This is a genomic window from Paenibacillus glufosinatiresistens, assembly GCF_031470375.1.
Lineage (GTDB): Bacteria > Bacillota > Bacilli > Paenibacillales > Paenibacillaceae > Paenibacillus_AQ > Paenibacillus_AQ glufosinatiresistens.
On record NZ_JAVFHT010000004.1, the window covers coordinates 15,234 to 37,025 of the forward strand.

The following is a 21,792-nucleotide window of genomic DNA, read 5'->3' on the forward strand; positions in this document are numbered from 1 at the left end:
AACTAATTATTTGTTCTATAATTATAGAACATCATTATAATTCCAATTTAATGAAATTAATTAAGAAAGTCAAGAGGCGCATCCCCTTAAAAGCCGGAAGAAATTGCAGGGATGGCCGGAGGACCGTCGTCCTACAGTCTGAAAGGTATATTATGGGAGAGAGAAGGGACGTTCAGGTGGCAGCGACATCTCCGGTTCTATTCATCGAAAATCTTCACAAGGAGTACGCCTCCGAAGCGGGGCCGGTGCCGGTATTGAAACCGATGACCCTCAAGTTCAGCCGAGGGGAAATGGTGAGTCTGATGGGTCCGAGCGGAAGCGGCAAGTCGACGCTGCTGAGTCTTCTGGGAACGCTGGAGAAGCCGAGCGGAGGACGGATTATGCTCGAGGGCGAGGCGGTCTCCGAACTTGCGGAGGGGAAGCTGGCGGAATTCCGGGCGCGCCGAATCGGATTTGTCTTCCAGTCTTTTCACCTGATTCCGACCATGACCGCGCTGGAGAATGTCATGCTGCCTATGCTTGGCATGCGGGGTGTCCGGCGCAATGAAATGCGCCGCCGGGCTGAAGAGCTGCTGGAGCTTGTAGGGATGGCCGGCCGCCTCAAGCATCTTCCGCATCAGTTGTCGGGAGGCCAGCAGCAGCGCGTGGCGGTCGCGCGAGCTCTGATTAACCGTCCTGCTCTGGTTCTCGCCGATGAACCGACCGGAAATCTGGACCGCGCATCCGGCCTGAATGTGCTCCGCCTTATGCTGCGCCTGAAGGAGACCTTGAACATGACGTTCATCATTGCCACCCATGATCCCGAGGTGGCCGCCCTCTCGGACCGGGTTATCCGCATTCGGGACGGCGAGGTCGAAGCGGATCAGCGGCGGCCGGTTGAAGGGCGGTGAGGGAATGATCGCTATCCGTTCTGCAATCCGAAGTTTGTGGCGCAGCAGATTCAGAACCGGGTTCACGGTTCTGGCTCTGGTCATCGGAAGCGCGAGTCTCTTCTGCATGCTCCTGGTGTCCGAATTGGCTCCGCGCTCGATCGAAAGTTCGGCCCGCCTGATGCTCGGCGGCGACATCCGGGTCGAGTCCTATCTGGAGCCTCTGCAGCTGGGCGAGGCCAGCCGCCGGGTCCGGCAGACGGACAGGGGCGCGTCCATCGCGGCCTCCTATGTCGGACAAAGCATGATTCGGTCGGAGAAGAGAACAACCAGCATAATTCTGAAAGGCATCGATCCCGGCCGGTATCCGCTGTACGGAGCGGAGCGGTATCCCGGTATCCGCAGCCTGAAAGCGAACGAAATTCTTCTTACGGACGAAGCTGCCGGCCGCCTGCGGGTCAAGGCGGGCGACCGGGTCAGCCTGCCGAGCAGTTCCGACGGAAATCTGCATGTCTACCAAGTGAAAGGACTGGTCCGGCAGGTGCAGGAATCGTATGGCGACGCCGATATTCTGGGCACCGCCTACATCAGCCGGGAGCAGGCCGTCCGCCTGCTGAATGCGCCGGCCGGAAGCGTCAACGAGCTGGCGGTGAAGTGGAGTCCGGCGGCGTCGGCCGCCGGTAAGGGGGCGTCTCTGGAGCGGCAGTTCCCGAATGCGTCCCTTACGGATACCGGGGCGCAGGCCGAGCGGGAGAAGAGCCGGGTCCGCATGGTACTGCTGCTGCTCCAGCTGTTCAGCCTGCTGACGCTGGCGATCAGCGCCATGGCGATATCGAATACGATGAAGCAGGCGCTGGGTTCAAGAATGCGGGAGATCGCCGTCATGAAGGCAACCGGAATGCCGCTGCGGTCCATTGAAGGCCTGTTCCTTGCCGAAGGTCTGCTCATCGGCCTGGCGGGAACAGCCGGGGGGCTGGCGGCGGCTGTTCCCGCCAGTCTCTGGCTGACCGGCAAGCTGGGAAGCCTGCTGAACGTGCCTCTGTCCTGGGAGTTCTCCCGGAAGGCGGCGGCGATGACCGCTGCGGCAGGGATGCTGTCCGCCTGGACTTCGGTCCGTATCCCGCTGAGAGCCATGAGGCCGCTCTCACCGCTTCCGCTTCTGCGGGAAGGCGCGGAATTCCCGCTTCCGCCCAGCGGGATGGGAATCCGGAGAAAGGGAGCCATCGGAGCGGCGCTGTCTCTGGCTGCGGCCTTCTATTTGCAGCCGACCCTTCTTCCGGGTTCGGCAGGTCTGCCCGATATCCGCCTGGTCGGAATCGGGGCGGCTATCGGCTGCCTTCTCGCTCTGGCCGCCTTCATGGCGAGAGGGGGCGCTGCGCTGTTCTCCGGGCTGCTCCGTGGAATCGGAGCGGCGAGAAGGAGGGTTCCTTCCCGCTGGTATGTACCGTTCCATCACTTGTCGGCGGACCGGAGACGTTACGGGTGGCTGCTGGTGGTTCTCAGCATCGGCGTATGCGCCGCCGTCTCCAGCCGGATGCTGGAAGAGAACCTGACCCATTCGGTCAATCGGCAGCTGGAGGCGGAAGCCCGGGGCAATGTGCTCGTTACAAGCTCGTCAGCCGATGCCGAAGCGGCGCGTGCCGCCTTTCGCTCCCTTTCAATCCGGGATTGGACCGAGAGTATCCAGGTATCGGGGATGCTGCGGGCCATTAACGGAAAGGATGCAGTTCCCCGGCTCCGGGAGCTCTCGGCCGGCCGTACCTTTTTTGCTTCCAACAAGCTGAATATCGAAGGGATTGACCCGGCTGCCGGGTTCAGGGCCTACTCTCTCTCCGGCGGCCGCGATTTGAATGCCGCGGATTCCTCCCGCAGCAGCGCCCTGCTGCTGGAGGATTACCGGCTGCTCGGCATCAAGACGGGCGACCGGGTGGAGGTTCTCTTGGGCGACAAGCCGGTATCCTTCACGGTCGTCGGTTTTTTTCAATCGGGCTTTGTGAAGACGGCGGGCATGAGAGTGGACCGGACTGCGCTGTCCCTGTACGGCGCTCCTTCCCGGGTCATGTTCGCGCTGGACGGCGGCGGCCGGACGAATGCTGTGCTGGAGAAGCTGAATGAGGCGCTGCCGGCTTCGGCCATGGCCTATTCCGTCTCCGGGACGGCCTCCGCCAGTCTGAACGCGATGATTCGGGTCATCGGCGCCTTCTTCTCGGTTGTTACTCTCTTCTCCCTGATTACGGCGGTTCTGACCATCGGCAACCAGATGGTGATCCATCTCCTGCGCCGCAGAAGAGAAATTGCGATTCTGAAGACAGTGGGCATGTCCAACCCCCAGAACCTGAGAGCCATTCTGCTGGAGAATCTCCTGCTGTCGCTGATCGCCGGGTCGGCGGGGACCGGAGCGGCCCTGCTGCTGAGCGAGCTTGCCCTGAAGTTCATGTTCAAGCTGCCGGCGGCTCTCGATGCCGGAGGAGTGGTCTACGGCATCGCTCTGTGCGTCCTCACGACTCTGGCCGCCGCCTGGATCGCGGCTGTTCCTGCCCTGCGGACGAAGCCGGCGGAGCTGCTGCGGGGGATGGAGTAGACCGGAGCAAGCCGCACGCCCTTTGGAGCCTGCTGCGGGTTCATGCTACAATGAAAGAATCCGAATGGAAGGTGACATTGGCGGGAGGTTGTTAGAGATGAAGTCCAGGAATCTGGCTACGATTTCGCTGGCGGTCATGGCGCTTGGCTTTCTGGCCACGCTGTTTCTGCCTGACTATACAGGAGTGGAGCTGCTGCGGGGAGGCTTCGAGGCCGGTCTGGTCGGCGGCCTGGCGGACTGGTTCGCGGTGACGGCGCTGTTCCGGCATCCGCTGGGTCTGAAGATTCCGCATACGTCGCTGCTGCTGAAGAATCGGGACAAAATCATCCAGTCGCTGATCTCGGCGATGGAGAACGAGCTGCTGAACAAGGAGAGCATCCGGGCGAAGCTGCGGACCGTGCGGTTCGTGCCGCTGGCATCGCGCCAGCTTACCCGTTTCTTCGCCGGACGGGAGCGCCGGCGCATGCTGCTGGACCAGGCGGAGATGCTGGTCCGCCGCCTCCCGGCAGAGCAGGCGGTGCCGCATCTGCAAGCGGCGCTGGCCGCCTATCTGAAGGAGGCGCAGCTGGACAAGGCGGCGGAGACCGTGCTGGACCGGATGATCGGCGACGGCAAGGACCGGGAAGCGATGGATTATGCGCTGACTCAGGTATCCGGCTGGGCAGAACGTCCCGAGACCCGGGCCATGCTCGGCTCCATCGCCGCCGCCAAGCTGGCCGAGGTTAAGCTCGGCGGACTGAAAGGCATGGCGTTCCAGGCTTTTGTCAGTTTTGTCGATGAGAGCATGCTGGGAGATCTGCTCCAGAACATGCTGCTGTCGGCGGTGCGGGATTTGCAGGATGAAGAGAGCAGCTACCGCGGAAGCATCCTCCAGGAGATCCGCATTGCCCTCTACAGTCTCATTCAGGACGAAGAGCGGATCCGGCGGCTCAAGGAATGGGGAGCCGCCGAATTGCAGGGCGAGGCGGCCGCCGCCTTCCTGCTTGCCCGGGCGGAAGAGCTCCGCGGCGGTGTGCTGCGGATGATCGACGAGGACCGGGCGGCCGGCGGCCGGCGGGTATGGGCGCTGTACGCGCTGCTGATTCGGCGGCTCGGGCAGGAGACGGAGCTCATTGCGCAGTGGGAGACCCGGGTTACCGAAGCGCTGGTCGGCCTGGTCGAGAAGAATCACTACCGGATCGGGGTGCTCGTCAAAGAGAACCTGGATCAGATGGACGACGCCAGCCTGGTTGCCATGCTCGAAGAGAAAGTCGGCCGGGATCTTCAGTGGATACGGGTGAACGGAGCCATCTGCGGCTTTGCCGTCGGCCTGGTTCTGACCGTGATTCAGCTGATTTAAACGGCTGCCCCGATTTCAAGAAGCGAAGAACAGGCAGGGCCCCCCGGGAGGGGAGCCCTGCTTTTTGGCGTGCGCCCTGCGGCACAAGAGGTAAAAGGCGGCAAGAGGCGGCGAGAGGCTGCATATCTATCAGCATCTGCTCTGTCCGGATACCGGAGGCGAAGAAGCCGGGACGGCCCGGGACTCCAGTGTCTGTCTGTACAGAGACTCCAGTCTCCGGGCCGTGGCTTCCCAGCCGTAACGGTCGACAGCCGCCCTCCGCCCCTCTTCGCCCATCGCCCGTGCCCTGTCGGGACGGCGGATCAGGGTGCGGATGGCCCGGGCAAAGGCCGAGGGGCGGCGGTAGTCGGCAACCAGCATCCCGGTTCGGCCGGAGCCGAGAATCTCTACTATACCGCCGATCGCGGAAGCGATCACAGGCAGCCCGGAGGCCATGGCTTCCACATTCACGAGCCCGAAGGCCTCATGCCGCTGGGAGGGGCAGATGAAGCAGTCGGCCGCCTGGTAGATGCGGTGCATGTCGCCATGGGGTACCGGGCCCAGGAACAGGAACGGCAGCCGAAGCCGCCGGGCCAGACTCCGGAGGCGGCGGATATACCGGGCGTCTCCGCTTCCGGCAACGACCAGCTGAACCGGATAGAACCGGTTCACGCGTGCGGCGGCGCGGATCAGCACCGGCAGGCCCTTGCGCGGGATCACCCTTCCCGCGAAGAGAAGGACGTAGCGGCGGGAAGAAATCCGGTACAGACTGCGCATGCGGTCCCGCAGGGCTTCGTCTGCCGGGACGAACCGGGACAGATCGGCGCCCAGCGGCACGACCTGCGGGGCGAGGCCCATGCCGGGGAACCGGCGGCGGAGCCGGTCGGCAAGAGAAGCGCTGTTGACGATGACGGCGTCTGCGGGATACAGGCGGGCTGCGGTAAGCGGTCCCGCCGGCACGAACGTCAGCGAATGCAGGTACAGCACTGCCGGAAGTGCAGGATAGGCTTCTTTGACTGCCCGCAGCAGCGCCGGCCGGTTATCGACCTGGATGAGGTCGAAGTTCCCGGCGGCGATCGCCTCCACGATTCCTTCGGCGTAACGGAAGGACGGAGCGGCGGGAAGCCGCAGCAGCCGGACGCCTTCGCGGATCTCCTCTTCCGGCAGTCCCGGGGCCCGGCGGCTGAGCACGGTCACCTCATGCCGGAGCACGAGCCGCCGGGCCGCCGCCCAGATGCTGATCTCCACGGAACCGCTGCCCGGGAGCGGGAACCGCGGCGGCGCGATGAAGCAGATTCGCATGGACTCACTCCTTCCCTGGCCGCCGACAGACGGGCGGCGGCCTGTCGCTTCAGCATATGCGGAAGATGCGCGGCCAGACACGGGTGAGCAGGCCCTTATCCCATGCCTTCCGCAGTCCTCTCGCATATTCTGTTGGCGAAAAGCGAATACCGCCAGAAGCAGAGAGGGCAGTGGGCATGAGACAAAGACGAACAACCATGACCAGCAAATGGGTCAAAACCGTTATTCTGATGAAGAGCCCGGAAGTCGCGCCGCTCATTCCGGAGACTAGCCGGATGACGGCAGGACATGTCGAGCGGATGCTGCACCGTTACGGGATGGTCTATGTGAAGCCGGAGAGGGGAACTTACGGCAACGGCGTGATGCGGGTTGAAATGGAACGGGGGCCCTTCGGCCAGGGATACAAGTACCAGTCGGGAACGCGGATCTACCGGTTCGACCGGTTTGACAGCCTCTACCGGTCGCTGCGGCAGCGGGCGGGCAAGCGGAGCTATCTCGTTCAGCGGGGCATTCCGCTGCTGAAGCACGGCGGCCGCCGCTTCGATCTGCGGGTTATGGTCCAGCTCAGTCCGAAGGGACGCTGGGAGACCACAGGGCTGATTGGCCGGGTGGCAGCCAAAGGCAAGGCCGTTACGAATTATCACAGCGGCGGCAAGCCTACGGATATTCATACCCTGCTGGCTCCGCATATGAGCGAGGCCCGGGAACGGGAACTGGTCCGTGAGCTGAAGCGGCTGGGGCAGCGGATCGGACGGTTTTACGGCAAGCACTACCCCGGCTTCCATCAATTAGGAATTGATATCGGGCTGGACCCGGCGCTGACCCCGTGGATTATCGAGGTCAACACGAACCCGGACCCGTACATTTTCAATCAGCTTCACGACAAATCCATGTACCGGAAAGTCATGGCATACCGGCGATTCCGGCTCCGGAACGGCCATTGAAATCCTGATAAAGTAAAAAATTTCCTGATTCATTACCTGCATCACGGGGTAAGTAGTGGCATCTGTTAGGCATCAGGATGGACGTGGAAGTTGAAGAAAGGCGGGAGTAGAAGAACTATGGATGGCTTCTGGAGATTATCCATCGCAATTTGCACGCGGAATCGGCATGACGATTTGCTTCGCTGCCTGAAGTCTCTCTACAGCCAGCGGATCGAAGACGCACGCATCGAACTGATGCTGATTGACGACGGCGAAACGTCCCGTTCCTGGCTGGATGGGGCGCGGGAGCAAGCTCCGGAGTGGGTCGATCTGATCTATTACCGCAAAAATCCGGCCGAGGCCGGTCTGATCCGGTCCCGGCTGTACGCCGTTCGCGCCGCGCGCAACGAAATGCTGCTGTTCCTGGACGACGACGTGGAGCTGGCGCCCGATTATCTGTCCCAGCTTCGGGCGACGCTGGCCGCTCACCCGGAGGCGGTGGGAGTCGGCGGCGTGGATCAAGGATTCTCCTGTTCGCTGAAGGGCAGAATGCTCATGCTGCTCAGCGGAAGAGGGCGCCTGTCCCCGGGCAAGCTGTCCTACAGCGGATTTGCCTCCTCCATGAATCTGTGGAACCGCCAGAAGCGGACGTTCCGGACGGAGTTTCTTCACGGCTGCAATATGTGCTTCCGCCGTTCCGCGCTGAGCGGGGCCGAAGCGGAGGAATGGCTCACCGGCTACAGTCTGGGAGAAGACTTGTATCTGTCGTTCATCGCCGGGCGTAGCGGCCCGATGCTGGTCAACCCGGCCATGCGGCTGCTGCACCACGGATCTCCGGCTTCCAGGGACCGGCGGGAGCAGGTCTCCTATTCCAAGGTGGTGAACCATTATGAGCTGCTTCGGCTGCGCACTCCCATGACCCGGCTCCGCTACGGAATGCTGCTGTGGACCGTGGGCTTCTTGTACGCGGAGACCCGGCTGCGGAGGGATGCCGAAGCCAGCCGCGGCTACCGCCGGGGACTGGAACGGCTGCGAGCCGTCATGAGCGGACAATCGGACTCCTGGGCAGGGAGAAGCAAGCTGCCTGCCGACTAGAGCGCAGCGCTGAGGCGCCCAGCCGGCCGCCCGCAGGGCCCGTGCACCCGTATTCGCCGGCTGGAGCGGCCGGCGGCGGGTGCTTTTCCATCCTCTCCCCGCTTCTTCGGGGAGAGGTTTTAGCGTATACTGGTACATACAAACGAATGAATGGACAAGCGGCTAGAGCAAAGGAGGAGCCTCCCTAGATGGATAATGTTCAACTGCAGCAAGAGTGGATGGATATGGCATTCGACAAAGCCCCGTTCGGGATTGCGCTGCTGCGCCCTGCGGACGGCAGGTGGATGCAGGCGAATGCCGCCATGCGCGACATCCTGACAGGAGGGGAGCGCCCGCAGTGGGCCGAAGGCCTGGATTCTTGCCCGGAACTCTTGAGACCGGAAGGGCAATTTCCTCCGTTCGACTCGATTCTGAGCCATTTGCTCGCAGCCTCCGGCAGAGTCTATGAGATGGACTGGCGCTTCGCGCCGGAGCCGGGGCGTCACGTCTGGCTCGGTCTGCGCTATGTCTGGGAGGTCCGGGAGAACGGCGAGGAAGCCGTTTTGCTGTATGCCCAGGATATTACGGACCGCAAAATTGCCGACCAGATTACTATCAACAGCCGGGATCTGTACGACCTGTTCATTCAGAGCGAACACAATATTATTTCCGTCAGCCAGCCGGACGGGACGCTTACCTTCCTCTCTCCGTCGTTTGAGACGATTCTGGGATATGCGGTCCATGAAGTCATCGGGACCAACCGCTGGGATTATTACCATCCGGAGGACCGCGAACCGTCTGCGGACATCGTGAGCGAAGCGCGTTCCGGCGCAAGCCGGCTCCGCCGCCTGCGGCACAAGGACGGACATTACCGCTGGTTCGAGATTTCTTTTCAGATCATTACGGGCGATGACGGGCAGGTCGAACGGATCATGGGCATCGGCCATGATGTAACCGACCGCAAGCGGAGCGAGGAAGAACTGGCCGTCGCCCAGCGCGTTGCGCGGATCGGCTCGTGGTCCTGGAATCTGAAGACGGGATTGATCGCCTTCTCCGACGAGATCCGTCAGATGGTGTCCTACTGTCTGGGTCCGCTGATTCCGTATGAGGACTTCGCCCGTTATCTCCATCCCGATGATCTTGACCGGGTGAATGTCGTGGCCGAGCGCGCCTTTGCCGGCCGCTCCGGCAAGACCGTCTACCGGATCGGTCCACCCGGAGAGTGGATCACCGTGAATGTCGAATGGGAAGTGATACCTGACCGGGACGGCCGTCCCGGCCAGCTGGTCGGCATGATGCAGGATATCACGGAACGCATGAAGATGGAGCAGCAGCTTCGGGAGAGCGAGCGGAATTACCGGCTCATCTCGGAGACCTCCCTTGATCTCATTGTCCGCTATTCGCTTGAAGAGAGCCGGGTCGTCTACTGTTCGCCTGCCAGCCGCACGCTGCTCGGCTATGAGCCGGAGGAAGTGCAGCAGCTGCGGACGGCGGAGCATCTGCATCCCGATGACCGGATGCGAATGCTCAAGCAGGTAAGCCATGCCCGGTTAACGGGCAATATTCCGGTCCTCCAATTCCGGTACCGCCGCAAAGACGGGTCGTTCTGCTGGATAGAGACGAGCTGCCGGTTTGTCTACGGGGAGAACGGCTATCCGCAGGAAGTCGTTGCGATCGCCCGCGATATTACGGAGCGCAAGCAGATGGAGTTCAAGCTGAAGGAGAGCGAGCAGCGGTACAAGTCAATATTCGAATACAATCCGTCTGCGGTCTATTCCATGAATCTGCAGGGCGACTATCTGACCGCCAACGAGAATCTGGAGAAGCTGACCGGCTATACGCTGGACGAGCTGATCGGCATGTATTTCGGCCCTCTGGTAGCCGAGAAGGATATGGACAAAACGCTGCATCATTTCAATCTCGCGGCCCAGGGGGAACCGCAGAGCTACGACCTGACGATCATCCACAGGGACGGATACGAAATCGAGATCAATACGGTCAACATCCCGATCATTGTGGACGGGAGAATTGTCGGCGTCTACGGTATCTCCCGCGATATTACCGAGCGGACGCGCTATATCGAGCAGATTGAGCGTCTCAGCAGCGAGTATACGCTCATTCTCAACTCGGTGACCGAGGGTATCTTCGGGCTGGATCAGGAAGGCAGAGTCATGTTCATCAATCCTTCCGCCTCCCGGATGCTGGGTTATCCGAACGAAGAACTGCGGGGACGGCGGGTGGAGGACCTGCTGCATCAGACTGCGCTGTCGGGGATGGTCTACGATCCGATGTCGGCGCCGCTGCTGGAAGCGGTGCGCAGCGGAGACTCCTCGCATGGCAGGGAAGCGGTGCTGTGGCGGGCCGACGGTTCCAGCTTCATCGCGGAGTACCGGGTTACGCCGCTGTTCGATCAGGGAAGACGCCAGGGGACCGTGGTCGTATTCCGCGATATGACGAATGAAGCCGAGATTATCAAGGCCAAGGAATCGGCGGAGCAGGCCGACCGGGCCAAGTCGGAGTTCCTCGCCGTCATGAGCCATGAGCTGCGCACCCCGATGAACGGGATTATGGGCATGACCGATCTGCTGCTGCAGACCGAGCTGGATGAAGAGCAGAGCGGATATGCCGAGATTATCAATCAGAGCAGCCACTCCCTGCTGCAGATTCTGAACGAAATTCTGGACCTCAGCAAGATCGAAGCCGGCAAAATGACCTTGCTCTGCGAGCCCTTTGCGCTGCGGGATATGATCGAAGGGGTGACCGATCTGTTCGGTCCCAAAGCCCAGGAGAAAGGCATCCGGCTTACCTCCAGCATCGGCGACGAGGTTCCTTCCATTATCAACGGCGACGGCGCCCGGCTGCGCCAGGTGCTGGTCAACCTGGTCAGCAACGCGGTGAAATTCACCGAAGAGGGCAGCGTCCATCTGGAGGTGTCGGCAGCCGCATCTTCCAGACCGGGCGGCATGACGCTGCGCTTCCATGTCCGGGATACGGGGATCGGCATCGCGGCCGGCAAGCAGGCGCTGTTGTTCCAGCCGTTCTCCCAGCTTCATCCGTTCATTAACCGCAAGTACGGCGGTACCGGCCTTGGACTGTCCATCTGCAAAAAAATCGTCGAGCTGATGGGCGGCGCCATCGCCGTCGACAGCGTGCACGGAGTCGGCTCCGACTTCTATTTCACGCTTCCCGTACAGGCCGGAGCGGAAGAATGAGCGAAGCGGACGGGCGGGCGGAGCGCTTCTCCCGCCGCCTGAATCTTGCCCCGCTCTCCCAGTGGGAAGCGGGTGTCTCGCGCCCGGCCTCGGCCTGCGGACCCGCGGCCATGGCCGCCCTGGCCGACTACTGGGCCGGCCTGGCCTTGCCCGGAAGCGGGGCGGCGGAATCCGCCCCTGCCCGGATCAACCATATGTATGAGCGCTATGGCGGACGCCCCTGGGGCATGAGCGCCGGCGGACTGGTCCGGGGCCTGCGCCGCTATTGGAAGAGGCATGCGCCGGAAGGGGCCCGCGTCTTCCTTGCGGTGTTTAGGGATTTTGAGCGGTATCGGGAGGAGATCGACGCGGGGCGTCCGGTTGCCGTCAAGTTCGACCGCTGGTCGGCTCTGCGCTGGCGGGGAGACTATGCGTTCGATTACCACTGGACGGTCGGCATCGGCTATGAAGTGGAGGGGAAGAACCGCTTCCTGCTGCTGCATGACAACGGGGGGCGCAAGCGCAGCGGCGAGGCCGTCCCGGGACGGGAGCGGCGCATCGCCTATGAGGCCAACCGGCCCGTTCTCACGATGGTTAGCCTTCGCATTGACACCCCGGAGAACCGGGGTGTATAATGCCGGGGATAACTGGAAATCAAACGTTTGCACACCCTGCAATTCTCTGATTCGCTACATTATTCAGGTATGCGCGCATACCCTCAAAGGAGCATGAATCCATGTCGGTACAAAGAGAGATGGAAGAACCCCTCTATTACGGTGACCCGGCGGCGACCGGCGGCGTGTCCGTATTCGATCCCGCATTTGACGAAATGTTCGCCTATGACGGCGGGGATCTGGGAGTGAGCTACAGTCCGGAAGCGACAACCTTCAAGCTGTGGGCGCCAACGGCGCTGGAAGCAGAAGTCGCGCTGTACGATGCCGGAACGGGCGGAACGGCGGAACGTCTGGCCATGAGCCGGGAAGCGCGCGGCGTGTGGAGTCTTGCCGTTAACCGCAATCTCGAAGGCGCTTTCTATACCTTCCGGGTGCGGCTTCAGGAGGACCGCTGGCAGGAAGCGGCCGATCCCTATGCCCGGGCTGTCGGGGTCAACGGAGACCGGGGTGCGATCCTGGATCTGCGCGGAACCGACCCGGAGGGCTGGGCGGAAGACCGCGTCGATGCCGAACCGCTGGAAGCCCCGACCGACGCCGTGATTTATGAACTGCATGTCCGCGATCTGTCGATTCATCCGGCCAGCGGCATCTCGGCCAAAGGCAAGTTCGCCGGCCTGGCCGAGAGCGGAACCCGGGGTCCGGGCGGTATTCGGACCGGTCTGGACCATATTGCCGATCTGGGCGTAACGCATGTGCAGCTTCTCCCTGTCTATGATTATTCCACCGAGAGCGTCGATGAGAGCCGGCTGGATGAGCCGCAGTTCAACTGGGGCTACGACCCGAAGAACTACAATGTCCCGGAAGGCTCTTATGCGACCGACCCGTACGTTCCGGGAGTCCGCATCCGCGAGCTGAAAGAGATGATCCAGGCGCTGCACCGCCGCGGTCTGCGCGTCATTATGGACGTGGTCTATAACCATGTCTATGACGGCTACCGCGCCAACTTCTCGAAGCTCGTGCCGGGCTATTATCTGCGCTACGCCGAAGACGGAACGCTCTCCAACGGCTCCGGCTGCGGCAACGACAACGCCACCGAACGCATAATGATGTCCCGTTTCATTGTGGAATCCGTGCTCTACTGGGCCAAGGAATATCATTTCGACGGCTTCCGGTTTGACCTGATGGGTCTGATGGATTATGACACCATCAACGAGGTCCGCCGCCGTCTGGACGAGATCGACCCGACGATCATGACCATCGGAGAAGGCTGGATCATTGATACCGAGCTGGACACGAACCGGCTTGCCCATCAGAAGAACAGCAAGGAGATGCCGCGGATCGGCCAGTTCAGCGATGATTTCCGCGACACGGTCAAGGGCGACATCTTCATCTTCGACCGCAAAGGCTTCGTCAGCGGAGCCCGCGGCTTTGAGCGGAAGGTCAAGACCGTCGTAGCCGGAGGCATTCCGTTCGCTCCGGGTCTGGCGGGCTTTGCCCATGAACCGGATCAGAGCGTCAACTATGTCGAGTGCCATGACAATCATACGCTCTGGGATAAGCTCGTTCTCTCCAACGAGGACGCAGGCGAGGAACATCTACGCGCCCTGCACCGCCTCGCTTCCGCGATGGTGATGACCAGCCAGGGCATCGCCTTCCTGCATGCGGGACAGGAGTTCATGCGCACCAAGGGCGGCGTGGAGAACAGCTATAAGTCGCCGGACGAAGTCAATTGGCTCGACTGGGAGCGCTGCGCCGAACGCCAGGACGATGTTGCCTACATGAAGCGGCTGATCTCGCTCCGCCTCCGCCATCCGGCGTTCCGGCTGCGCAAAGCCGAAGACATCCGGCATCACCTGTTCTTCGAGCCGGCGCCGCTCGGCACGGTCGCCTACACGCTGCGCGGACATGCCGGCGGGGACGCCGCCGAACACCTTTTTGTCGCCTATATCCCGAAGCCGGAAGGCGCCGTCTTTGAACTCCCGGAACTCGGCGACTGGAAGCCGATCTTCGGCGACGAGATTCTCGGCGATCTCTCCGGCAGCCAGCTTACGCTGACCGGCGCCGGCATGGCCGTCGTCGCGGTTCTGCCGCAGAGCGGACTGGCGACGCACGACTGAGGCGGCGGTTCACGGCTGACTGTTTTCAATATCGTATCCAAAACGCACCTCCTGAACTGTCCGTATTCCGGCGAACTTCAGGAGGTTTTTTCTATTACACGTATAACATATAGAAAGATATGGACAAAGGGCCGCATTGCTTTAAGATATTCCTGCGATTTATGACTCAGTGCGAGGAATTAGTCTGCGTACATTATTGAAACAAACGTGATTTGACAGGTGTAAATATCCCAATGGGATAAGGTAGCTTGAAATAATGGTTTGTATAATAGTAAAGGAAAGTTATAGGTTTTATTCTTATCGATTGGATGATATTAGCGACAAAGATTGCCAACAAATAACATCCATTTATGTGGGATAAATCCATCCACTTTGTAAAGGAGTATTTATGAAAGTTAAAATTACATTTTTTTGTTTTATGCTTACACTTATTTTTTCAGTACTCTCCTTTATTTATTACTTAGAAGGGGATATTGAAGGCACAACTTTTGTTGTTCTTGGAACAATTGTAGCTTTGAGCTTTTACGCCTGGGGAGAATTCAGCCATGCAAGGCTTGGATCTAATAATTCAGGGATATGGAGATCTTGTTTTTCCTTGGCATGTTCAGCTTTAATTTTAGTAATAAGAATGCACAAAAAAAGTTATATGGACATCTGGGGTTCCGTGAGTTTTATTATTTTTATCCTTGTTATAATCATTGCGCTAAATATAATTAATGTAAAAAAATTATAAATACCATTTAATGGGGGGGATTTTAATGAAAAGGAATGCGAATCTTTTATACATAAAAGGTAGGATATCACGTAGGGAATGGGATAAGGCCAGACAGACGCAGCAAGAGGCATAGAATGAACCAGAATGATTTGCTCTATCAGTATTTATTGCAGCGGAGTTATCTTGTAGCGGAAAATACAATCATGGGAGGCTTCCGAGAAGCCGCCTTGTCATTATTGACGGAAGGAGGAACGAGAATGAGCACTGGACTCCTCACCCATAAATCTTCCCATACGCCTTGAAAAGCCTTCTTCGCTATCGATCGGCCGTTTATCTCGCGGTCGCTGCGATTTCCATCCTTTTTGTGGATTATTTCATCGATTTATCTTTAACGTACAGCTTCGTTGTTGCATCTCTGATTGTGATCCCGGCATGGGGAATTTAATGGGTATATTTACCTGCGTGGAGTGAGGGAGATAGAGGAAGGCCCGATAAAGAAAGAACTTGATGCGAAGATTGAGGCGATGGGTCTCATCCGAAGGCCGTTATAGGTGTGGGACATTCCAAGAAACCGGAAACCTATGATTGTATCTGCGGGGATTCTTCATCCCCAGATAATTATCGATCAGGTTCTTCTAGCGGAACTGCCGGCTGAAGAGCTGCTAACTTTGGTTGCAATCGAAGCTTTGAGGATTCAAAAGGGTTTTGCGGTCGCCCGGCTTTTTGCTCCGCTGCTCATCCTGCTCATTGCACTATTCATCACGGTCGTTGGAGCTTGTTATTTCCCCAATGCAGCAGGGATGGAGAGAATCACCGTTTTTACGGCAGCTATGATAACGGTCCTATTGTTGGAACGCTACCTTTTTGAGAATTATGCCACCAATAAAATCGACGCTCTCCTTTTGGCGGAAGGCGTTTCGCTGGAGTTTTACGTATCGTGTTTAAATCGGATTCAGAACGACAGCAAGTCATTTAATCGCAGGAAGAGGCTGATTTTGTCACGGGGCGAGAAACGCTGCTAATTAAGAGGGAATCCGTTCCCGTCATGAGTCTGCTTGCTTTGATCCTATAAGAAAAGCGGCTTCAGAGAAGCCGCCCTATCATTTCCGCCCGGTCGCTTACTTTCATCTTCTCGTAGATGCGTTTGACGGTATTGCGTACCGTTCCCTCGCTGATTCCCAGTTGGCTGGAAATATGCAGCGCCCCCTTCTTGTTCATCCACAGCTCGGCAACCTCGCGTTCTCTTGGAGTCAGTCCGAATTCCTGAAAAAGCTCCTGAATGCGGCTGCGTCTCATACAGGGGTCGCAGGCCTGCACCTGGGCGGAGATATCCTCCGCCAGCTTAATAACGAACGGAACCGCGAACTCGACCTCGCGGGCCACGCTGAAGGACAGGTCCAGAAATCCGTATCGCCGATCCTCGAACACAAGCGGAGCGCAGATGCAATTCCACTGCCGGAATACGGGGTGGGAATGCTCCACCCCCCGAACTACGGTCGGGCCTCCCGTCTCCATTGCGAGTGAAACCGCATTCATTCCGGCATGGAGCGAGTCCAGCATCAATCCGCGGCGCAGCCCCGCCTGCTCGGCTTCCCGGCGCAGCGTTTCGTTGGAGTGAATGAGTTCAAGCACCCGTCCTTCCGCCGATACGGCCATCAAGGTGAAGGGGAGGACGACCGACGCCGCGGAGCGGGCTGTGACGGAATGAATACAGGACAACAGGCTGTTCTCCGGCACATCGCTCATTCTGGGTTGCGAAGGGGAGTCAACAAAAGAAAAAGAAACGCCCTCGGACAGAGCGCTGCCGAACCGGGCTCTCCTTTCAGGAACCAGATCATCCGGGGTGAACCAGCTCTTCTTCTCTGCAAGACTGCTGAACATCGAAGACCTCCTCCTCATGACAGAGAAATAATACAAAAGGGAATATATCCTATTAAGTCATATTTTTCAATGATATATAATTGGTTGCAGCCGTTCATCCGGCATCCTGCGCCTAGGCGCGGGCTCTCGATTATTCAGAGGATTTGGTCGATAGTAAAAAGAGAGAAAGCTTACGTTCAGGGGAAGCTTTTTTGGAGCCTGGTCCCGGCATGAATCCCATTGGATTCTGGGGAAGATTTGGACCCCCCGGACGGTATCGGGGGTCCTGAAGCCGTGATACAATGGTTGCGGGACTTTTTGCCTAATGACTTGATTATTCACCTGAAATCGACTTCCGGGGAGACCACAATGAAACTGCGTACCAAGATTCTGTTGTATATTCTTGCCGTCGCTGTGCTTGCGCTGTCGTCTACATATATTCTCTCGAATACGATATTTCTGGACCGGTTCGCGAAGTTGGACCGCGAGGCGGTGGAATCGCGCATGTCCGATATCGTGAATACCTATCATACAGAGCTTCAGGGCATTAACGAAACGATGCTCAATTACTCGGTCTGGGACGAGACGTATGACTTTGTCCGGGAACGGACGGCGCCGGACCCGGAGAATCCTTATATTCAAAGCAATTTTGACGAGGCTACCTTTGAGAGCAACCGTTTTGACCTGATGGCTCTGACGAACCGGAGGGGCGACCTGGTCTACAGCGGCATGTACAATCAGAGACGCCAGAAGACGGTGCCGGCAACGCCCGAGGTGACGGAACTGCTGTCGTCCATCCGCCAGCGGCTGGCCGTATTCACGGAGGCGAGCGACCGATTCGTGGGTCTCGTGATGCTGGAGAAAGGTCCGATGCTGATCGCCTGCCAGCCCATTGTTCGCAACGACCGTTCGGGCCCCGTTGCCGGAATGGCGGTCGCCGGACGCATGCTGGACCGGGAAGAGATCGGCCGGATCGGCCGCCTGAGTCCCTCCGGAATTACAGTGGAGAGCGCTACGGGCGAACGGCTGGCGGGCAGCGGGGGACAGAATATCTGGGTAGAGAAGCTCTCGGGACATTTCCTGGCGGGACACGGCGTAATCTATGACCTGTTCGGCAACCCGGGCATTATCCTCTCGATGGAGCAGGAGCGCCATATCTATTTGAGCGGCCAGAACGCCATGTCGAACTTCACGCTGTTCTTCGTTATATCGACAACCGGCATCTGCCTGCTCAGCTTGCTGTTTATCAACCGCACGATCCTGAACCGGATGGCGGCGCTGGTTCGCAGCATCCGGGTCATTCGGCAGAGCGGCGATCTGACCGTGCGGATCGGTCTAACGGGGCGGGACGAATTCGGTGAAGTCGAGAAGGAATTCAACAGGCTGGTGTCCTCGCTGGAGAGCACCCATCAGGAACTGCACAGCAAGGCGATGCTGGACCCGCTGACCCGGCTGCCCAACCGCGCGTACTTCTTTCAGACGCTGGACCGTGCCATCCGTCAGGCGGCCGGCAGCGGCCGGCAGATTGCCCTGCTGTTCATTGACCTGGACCACTTCAAGGCGATCAACGACACCTGGGGGCATGACTTCGGAGATGCGATCCTGAAGCAGATTGCCGACAGGCTCTCGGGGGCGGTCGGACCGGAAGACCTGGTCTCCAGACTGGGCGGAGACGAGTTCACGATTCTGCTGGCGCATTTGTCCGATCCCGTGGATATACAGGCCCGCATCTTCCCGATTCAGCGCGTGCTGTCCGAGCCGTATCTTCTGAACGGACAGGTGTTCCACAGTACGGCGAGTATCGGAGTCAGCGTGTACCCGCAGAACGGAGAGAGCGCCGAGCTGTTGGTCAAGGCCGCCGATCTGGCGATGTTCCAGGTGAAGGAGAACGGCCGGAACAACGTATTTCGCTATTCCTCCCAGCTGGACGAGAGGGTCAGCCGCAAAAAAGTGCTCGGCCGGCAGCTTCTCTCGGCCGCCGAAAACGGGGAGCTGGAGATGCACTACCAGCCTATTCTGTCCGCTTCAACGGGTGAGGTCGTCAAAGTGGAAGCGCTGCTGCGCTGGACCAGCCCGACCTTCGGACCGGTCTCGCCCGCCGAATTCATCCCGCTCGCGGAAGCCAGCGGCTCGATGCTCGGCATCGGAACCTGGGTAATCGAGCGGGTCTGTACCGATCTGCGCCGGTTCCGGGAGAACGGCGTGGAGCTGACGGCGGCCGTCAACATTTCGGGCCTCCAGCTCATGCATCCCGGACTGCCGGGAGAGCTCGCGAGGGCGCTGAAGGCCAACGGGCTCCAGCCCGGCTGCCTGGAGCTGGAGATCACCGAAACGGTGCTGATGTCGGGGGAATCCGTCTTCGGAGCGCTTGAAGAGCTGCGCTCGCTGGGCTTCCGCATTTCACTCGACGATTTCGGAACCGGATTCTCCTCGCTCAGCTATCTGCGGCATTTCACCGTCGACCTCATCAAGATTGACCGGTCCTTCGTCTCCGGCATTCGGCCGGGAGCGACCGATGATACGCTGGTCCGGACGGTGATTGAGCTGGGCCACAATCTCGGACTGCGCGTCATCTCCGAGGGGGTCGAGCTTAAGGAGCAGTTCGAGCTGCTGTGCCATCTGGGCACCGATGAGCTTCAGGGCTACTACATCAGCCGTCCGCTTCCGGCTGCGAAGCTGGAAGAATTCATCTTCAACCGGCAGTATGATCTTTTTCTATCAAAATGAATGTTTCATCCTCCAAAAGGTGACATTGCTCACGCCGCGCGCTCTGACCGGATGATAAGATCAGGTTATTTCCTGCAAGTATCCCGCAGAGGCGCTTCGGCGCAGGCTTGGGCTTCTCTGCTTTAATGCGGCATAATTATCATTGCGAGAGTTATACGGAGACGGAGGAGAAGAACATGGGCAAGACGACAGGATTTTTGGAATATGCGCGCCGGACGCCCGGCGAATGCGAAGCGCTGGAGCGCATCGGCGGCTGGAACGAATTCACGGTTCCGCTGGAAGAGGAGAAGCTGCGCGAGCAGGCGGCCCGCTGCATGGACTGCGGAACGCCGTTCTGCCACGTCGGCCGGCTGCTGTCGGGTATGGCTTCGGGCTGCCCGCTGCACAATCTGATTCCCGAATGGAACGATATGGTCTATCGGGGCAACTGGAAGGTGGCGCTGGGCCGCCTTCACAAGACGAATAACTTTCCGGAGTTCACCGGCCGGGTCTGCCCGGCTCCCTGCGAGGGGGCCTGTACGGTAGGCAAGCACGGCAGTCCGGTAACCATCAAGAATATTGAGAAGTCGATCGTCGACCGCGGATTTGAAGAAGGCTGGATCGTGCCGGAGCCGCCGCTTCTGCGGACAGGCAAGACGGTGGCCGTCGTCGGCTCGGGACCGGCGGGTATGGCCTGCGCCGCGCAGCTTAACAAGGCCGGCCACACGGTTACTGTATACGAACGAGCGGACCGGATCGGCGGCCTTCTGACCTACGGCATCCCGAATATGAAGCTGGAGAAGAGCAAGGTTCAGCGCCGGGTTGATCTGTTGGCTGCCGAAGGCGTCGAATTCGTAACCGGCGTGGAGATCGGCAGAGACGTCAGCGCCGAAGAGCTCCGCAGCCGCCACGATGCCGTTGTGCTGTGCACCGGATCGACAAAGGCGCGCGATCTGCCGGTACCGGGACGTGATCTGGAAGGCATCCATCAGGCGATGGAATTCCTGACCCTGAACACGAAGAGCCTGCTGGATTCCGGTCTGGAAGACGGAAGCTATCTGTCGGCCGCCGGCAAGGATGTGGTCGTCATCGGCGGCGGCGATACCGGTACGGACTGCGTAGCTACCGCTCTGCGCCACGGCTGCAAGAGCGTCGTCCAGCTTGAGATTATGCCGCAAGCTCCGCTGAGCCGGCAGGCGGATAATCCGTGGCCGGAGTATCCGAAGGTGCTGAAGGTCGACTACGGCCAGCAGGAAGCGGCGGCCGTATACGGCGAAGACCCGCGCCGCTATCTCGTGTCCACCAAGCGGTTCGGCGGCGACGGCAGAGGACATCTGACCGAAGTGCATACCGTGCGCATCGAATGGAAGCGCTCGGAGGACGGCCGGATGATGGCCGTCGAGATTCCGGGAAGCGAAGAAGCGCTCCCGGCGCAGATGGTACTTCTGGCGCTCGGCTTTACCGGTCCGGAAGAGCAGGTGATGGACCAGCTCGGCGTGGAGCGCGATGAGCGGGGCAACGCCAAGGCGGAATTCGGCCTCCAGGCGACGAATGTGGACGGCGTGTTCGCCGCCGGCGATATGCGCCGCGGCCAGAGCCTTGTCGTATGGGCGATCAGCGAAGGACGCCAGGCTGCCCGCGAAGTCGACCGCTACCTGATGGGAGCGTCGGAGCTGCCCTGAACGACCCGAAGCGACCCTCAACGAACCGGATCAATCCGGATCAAGGACCGATAACAACCCGAAACGAGGACGCCCGAGAGGGCGTCCTTTTCGGTGTGCAGGCGATAAGCGGCGGGACGGGACCGTCCCGCCGCTTCAGGTTGTAGGGGAGGCGGGGAAGGATTATGATGGGACCAAGAGGCTTACAGGCAAGAAGCTTATGGAATGAGAAGGAGGCTCGAAGAATTCATGAAGCTGATGTTTATTTCCGATATTCACGGTTCGCGGTACTGGCTGGAGAAAGCGCTGGCCAAGGCCGATGAAGAGCGGCCGGACCGGCTGGTGTTCCTGGGGGATTATCTGTATCACGGTCCGCGCAATCCGCTGCCCGAGGGCTATGATCCGCAGGGTGTGGCGGAGCTGCTGAACGAGCGCAGCACCGAACTGCTGGGGCTGCGCGGCAACTGCGACGCCGAGGTGGACCAGATGCTCCTTGCGTTCCCGATGATGGGCGACGATATTCAGCTCTGGGCCGATGGCCGGCGGATCTTCGCTACGCACGGGCATGTCTTCGGCATGGAGGCCCTGCCGCCGCTGAATGCAGGCGATATCTTCATCCAGGGACATACCCATGTCCCGGTGGCGGACATCCGGGAGGGGATCTATGTGCTGAATCCCGGCTCGATCTCGCTGCCCAAAGAGAACTATCCGAATTCGTACGGCATTCTTGAGCCGTCGGGCTTTGCCGTCAAAGGATTCGACGGCTCTGTGATTAAGTCGATTGCTTTCCAATAAGAAGGGCAAGAACGGCGCTTTTGTTGACGGGTATTATATTGTATGATAGGTGAGGTAAATCGCGGC

The 21,792-nt window shown here is 59.6% G+C and carries 15 protein-coding genes; 13 read left to right on the forward strand and 2 right to left on the reverse strand.

Translation table 11 applies throughout. From position 1 onward, the window contains the following. Nucleotides 1-176: 176 nt before the first annotated feature. From RBI05_RS06650 to RBI05_RS06660, 3 genes are all read left to right on the forward strand, one after another. Complete coding sequence (locus RBI05_RS06650) at nucleotides 177-890, forward strand: ABC transporter ATP-binding protein (RefSeq protein WP_310550512.1); 714 nt, start codon at nucleotides 177-179, stop codon at nucleotides 888-890. 4 nt (nucleotides 891-894) lie between these two features. Next, nucleotides 895-3,450: an FtsX-like permease family protein gene (locus RBI05_RS06655; protein WP_310550513.1), complete on the forward strand. Its 2,556-nt coding sequence runs from the start codon at nucleotides 895-897 to the stop codon at nucleotides 3,448-3,450. A gap of 97 nt (nucleotides 3,451-3,547) precedes the next feature. Beyond that, on the forward strand, nucleotides 3,548-4,789 hold the full coding sequence (locus RBI05_RS06660) for a DUF445 domain-containing protein (protein ID WP_310550514.1): 1,242 nt from the start codon (nucleotides 3,548-3,550) through the stop codon (nucleotides 4,787-4,789). Between the two features lie 129 nt (nucleotides 4,790-4,918). Here the strand turns inward: RBI05_RS06660 and RBI05_RS06665 are convergent, their stop codons facing one another. Further along, the gene (locus RBI05_RS06665; RefSeq protein ID WP_310550515.1) at nucleotides 4,919-6,070 is read right to left on the reverse strand and encodes a glycosyltransferase family 4 protein; all 1,152 of its coding nucleotides are present in this window, start codon (nucleotides 6,068-6,070) and stop codon (nucleotides 4,919-4,921) included. A gap of 176 nt (nucleotides 6,071-6,246) precedes the next feature. Here RBI05_RS06665 and RBI05_RS06670 point away from each other — a divergent pair, with 176 nt between their 5' ends. The 7 genes from RBI05_RS06670 to RBI05_RS06700 all read left to right on the forward strand — a co-directional run bounded on the left by RBI05_RS06670 (nucleotide 6,247) and on the right by RBI05_RS06700 (nucleotide 15,726). Next, a complete protein-coding gene (locus tag RBI05_RS06670; RefSeq protein WP_150458858.1) occupies nucleotides 6,247-7,014 on the forward strand; it encodes a YheC/YheD family protein in 768 nt (255 codons plus the stop codon). A 117-nt stretch (nucleotides 7,015-7,131) separates the two neighbouring features. After that, nucleotides 7,132-8,088: a glycosyltransferase family 2 protein gene (locus RBI05_RS06675; protein WP_310550516.1), complete on the forward strand. Its 957-nt coding sequence runs from the start codon at nucleotides 7,132-7,134 to the stop codon at nucleotides 8,086-8,088. A gap of 188 nt (nucleotides 8,089-8,276) precedes the next feature. After that, a complete protein-coding gene (locus tag RBI05_RS06680; RefSeq protein ID WP_310550517.1) occupies nucleotides 8,277-11,279 on the forward strand; it encodes a PAS domain S-box protein in 3,003 nt (1,000 codons plus the stop codon). Then, nucleotides 11,276-11,893, forward strand: a complete 618-nt coding sequence (locus tag RBI05_RS06685; RefSeq protein ID WP_150458861.1) for a C39 family peptidase — start codon at nucleotides 11,276-11,278, stop codon at nucleotides 11,891-11,893. The genes RBI05_RS06680 and RBI05_RS06685 overlap by 4 nt, the downstream gene beginning before the upstream one ends. Before the next feature lie 101 nt (nucleotides 11,894-11,994). Further along, the gene (gene pulA / locus RBI05_RS06690) at nucleotides 11,995-13,989 is read left to right on the forward strand and encodes a type I pullulanase (RefSeq protein ID WP_310550518.1); all 1,995 of its coding nucleotides are present in this window, start codon (nucleotides 11,995-11,997) and stop codon (nucleotides 13,987-13,989) included. Between the two features lie 388 nt (nucleotides 13,990-14,377). After that, a complete protein-coding gene (locus tag RBI05_RS06695) occupies nucleotides 14,378-14,722 on the forward strand; it encodes a hypothetical protein (protein ID WP_310550519.1) in 345 nt (114 codons plus the stop codon). Nucleotides 14,723-15,285: 563 nt separating this feature from the next. Then, nucleotides 15,286-15,726: a hypothetical protein gene (locus RBI05_RS06700; protein WP_310550520.1), complete on the forward strand. Its 441-nt coding sequence runs from the start codon at nucleotides 15,286-15,288 to the stop codon at nucleotides 15,724-15,726. 61 nt (nucleotides 15,727-15,787) lie between these two features. Here the strand turns inward: RBI05_RS06700 and RBI05_RS06705 are convergent, their stop codons facing one another. Continuing rightward, a complete protein-coding gene (locus RBI05_RS06705) occupies nucleotides 15,788-16,585 on the reverse strand; it encodes a helix-turn-helix transcriptional regulator (RefSeq protein ID WP_310550521.1) in 798 nt (265 codons plus the stop codon). 348 nt (nucleotides 16,586-16,933) lie between these two features. Here RBI05_RS06705 and RBI05_RS06710 point away from each other — a divergent pair, with 348 nt between their 5' ends. The 3 genes from RBI05_RS06710 (at nucleotide 16,934) to yfcE (ending at nucleotide 21,726) form a co-directional block, all read left to right on the forward strand. Beyond that, the gene (locus RBI05_RS06710) at nucleotides 16,934-19,291 is read left to right on the forward strand and encodes a bifunctional diguanylate cyclase/phosphodiesterase (protein WP_310550522.1); all 2,358 of its coding nucleotides are present in this window, start codon (nucleotides 16,934-16,936) and stop codon (nucleotides 19,289-19,291) included. Nucleotides 19,292-19,467: 176 nt separating this feature from the next. After that, nucleotides 19,468-20,952, forward strand: a complete 1,485-nt coding sequence (locus tag RBI05_RS06715; RefSeq protein ID WP_310550523.1) for a glutamate synthase subunit beta — start codon at nucleotides 19,468-19,470, stop codon at nucleotides 20,950-20,952. Nucleotides 20,953-21,180: 228 nt separating this feature from the next. Next, nucleotides 21,181-21,726 carry a phosphodiesterase gene (gene yfcE, locus RBI05_RS06720; RefSeq protein WP_310550524.1) on the forward strand — a complete coding sequence of 182 codons (546 nt, stop codon included), beginning with the start codon at nucleotides 21,181-21,183 and terminating at the stop codon, nucleotides 21,724-21,726. Nucleotides 21,727-21,792 lie beyond the last annotated feature (66 nt).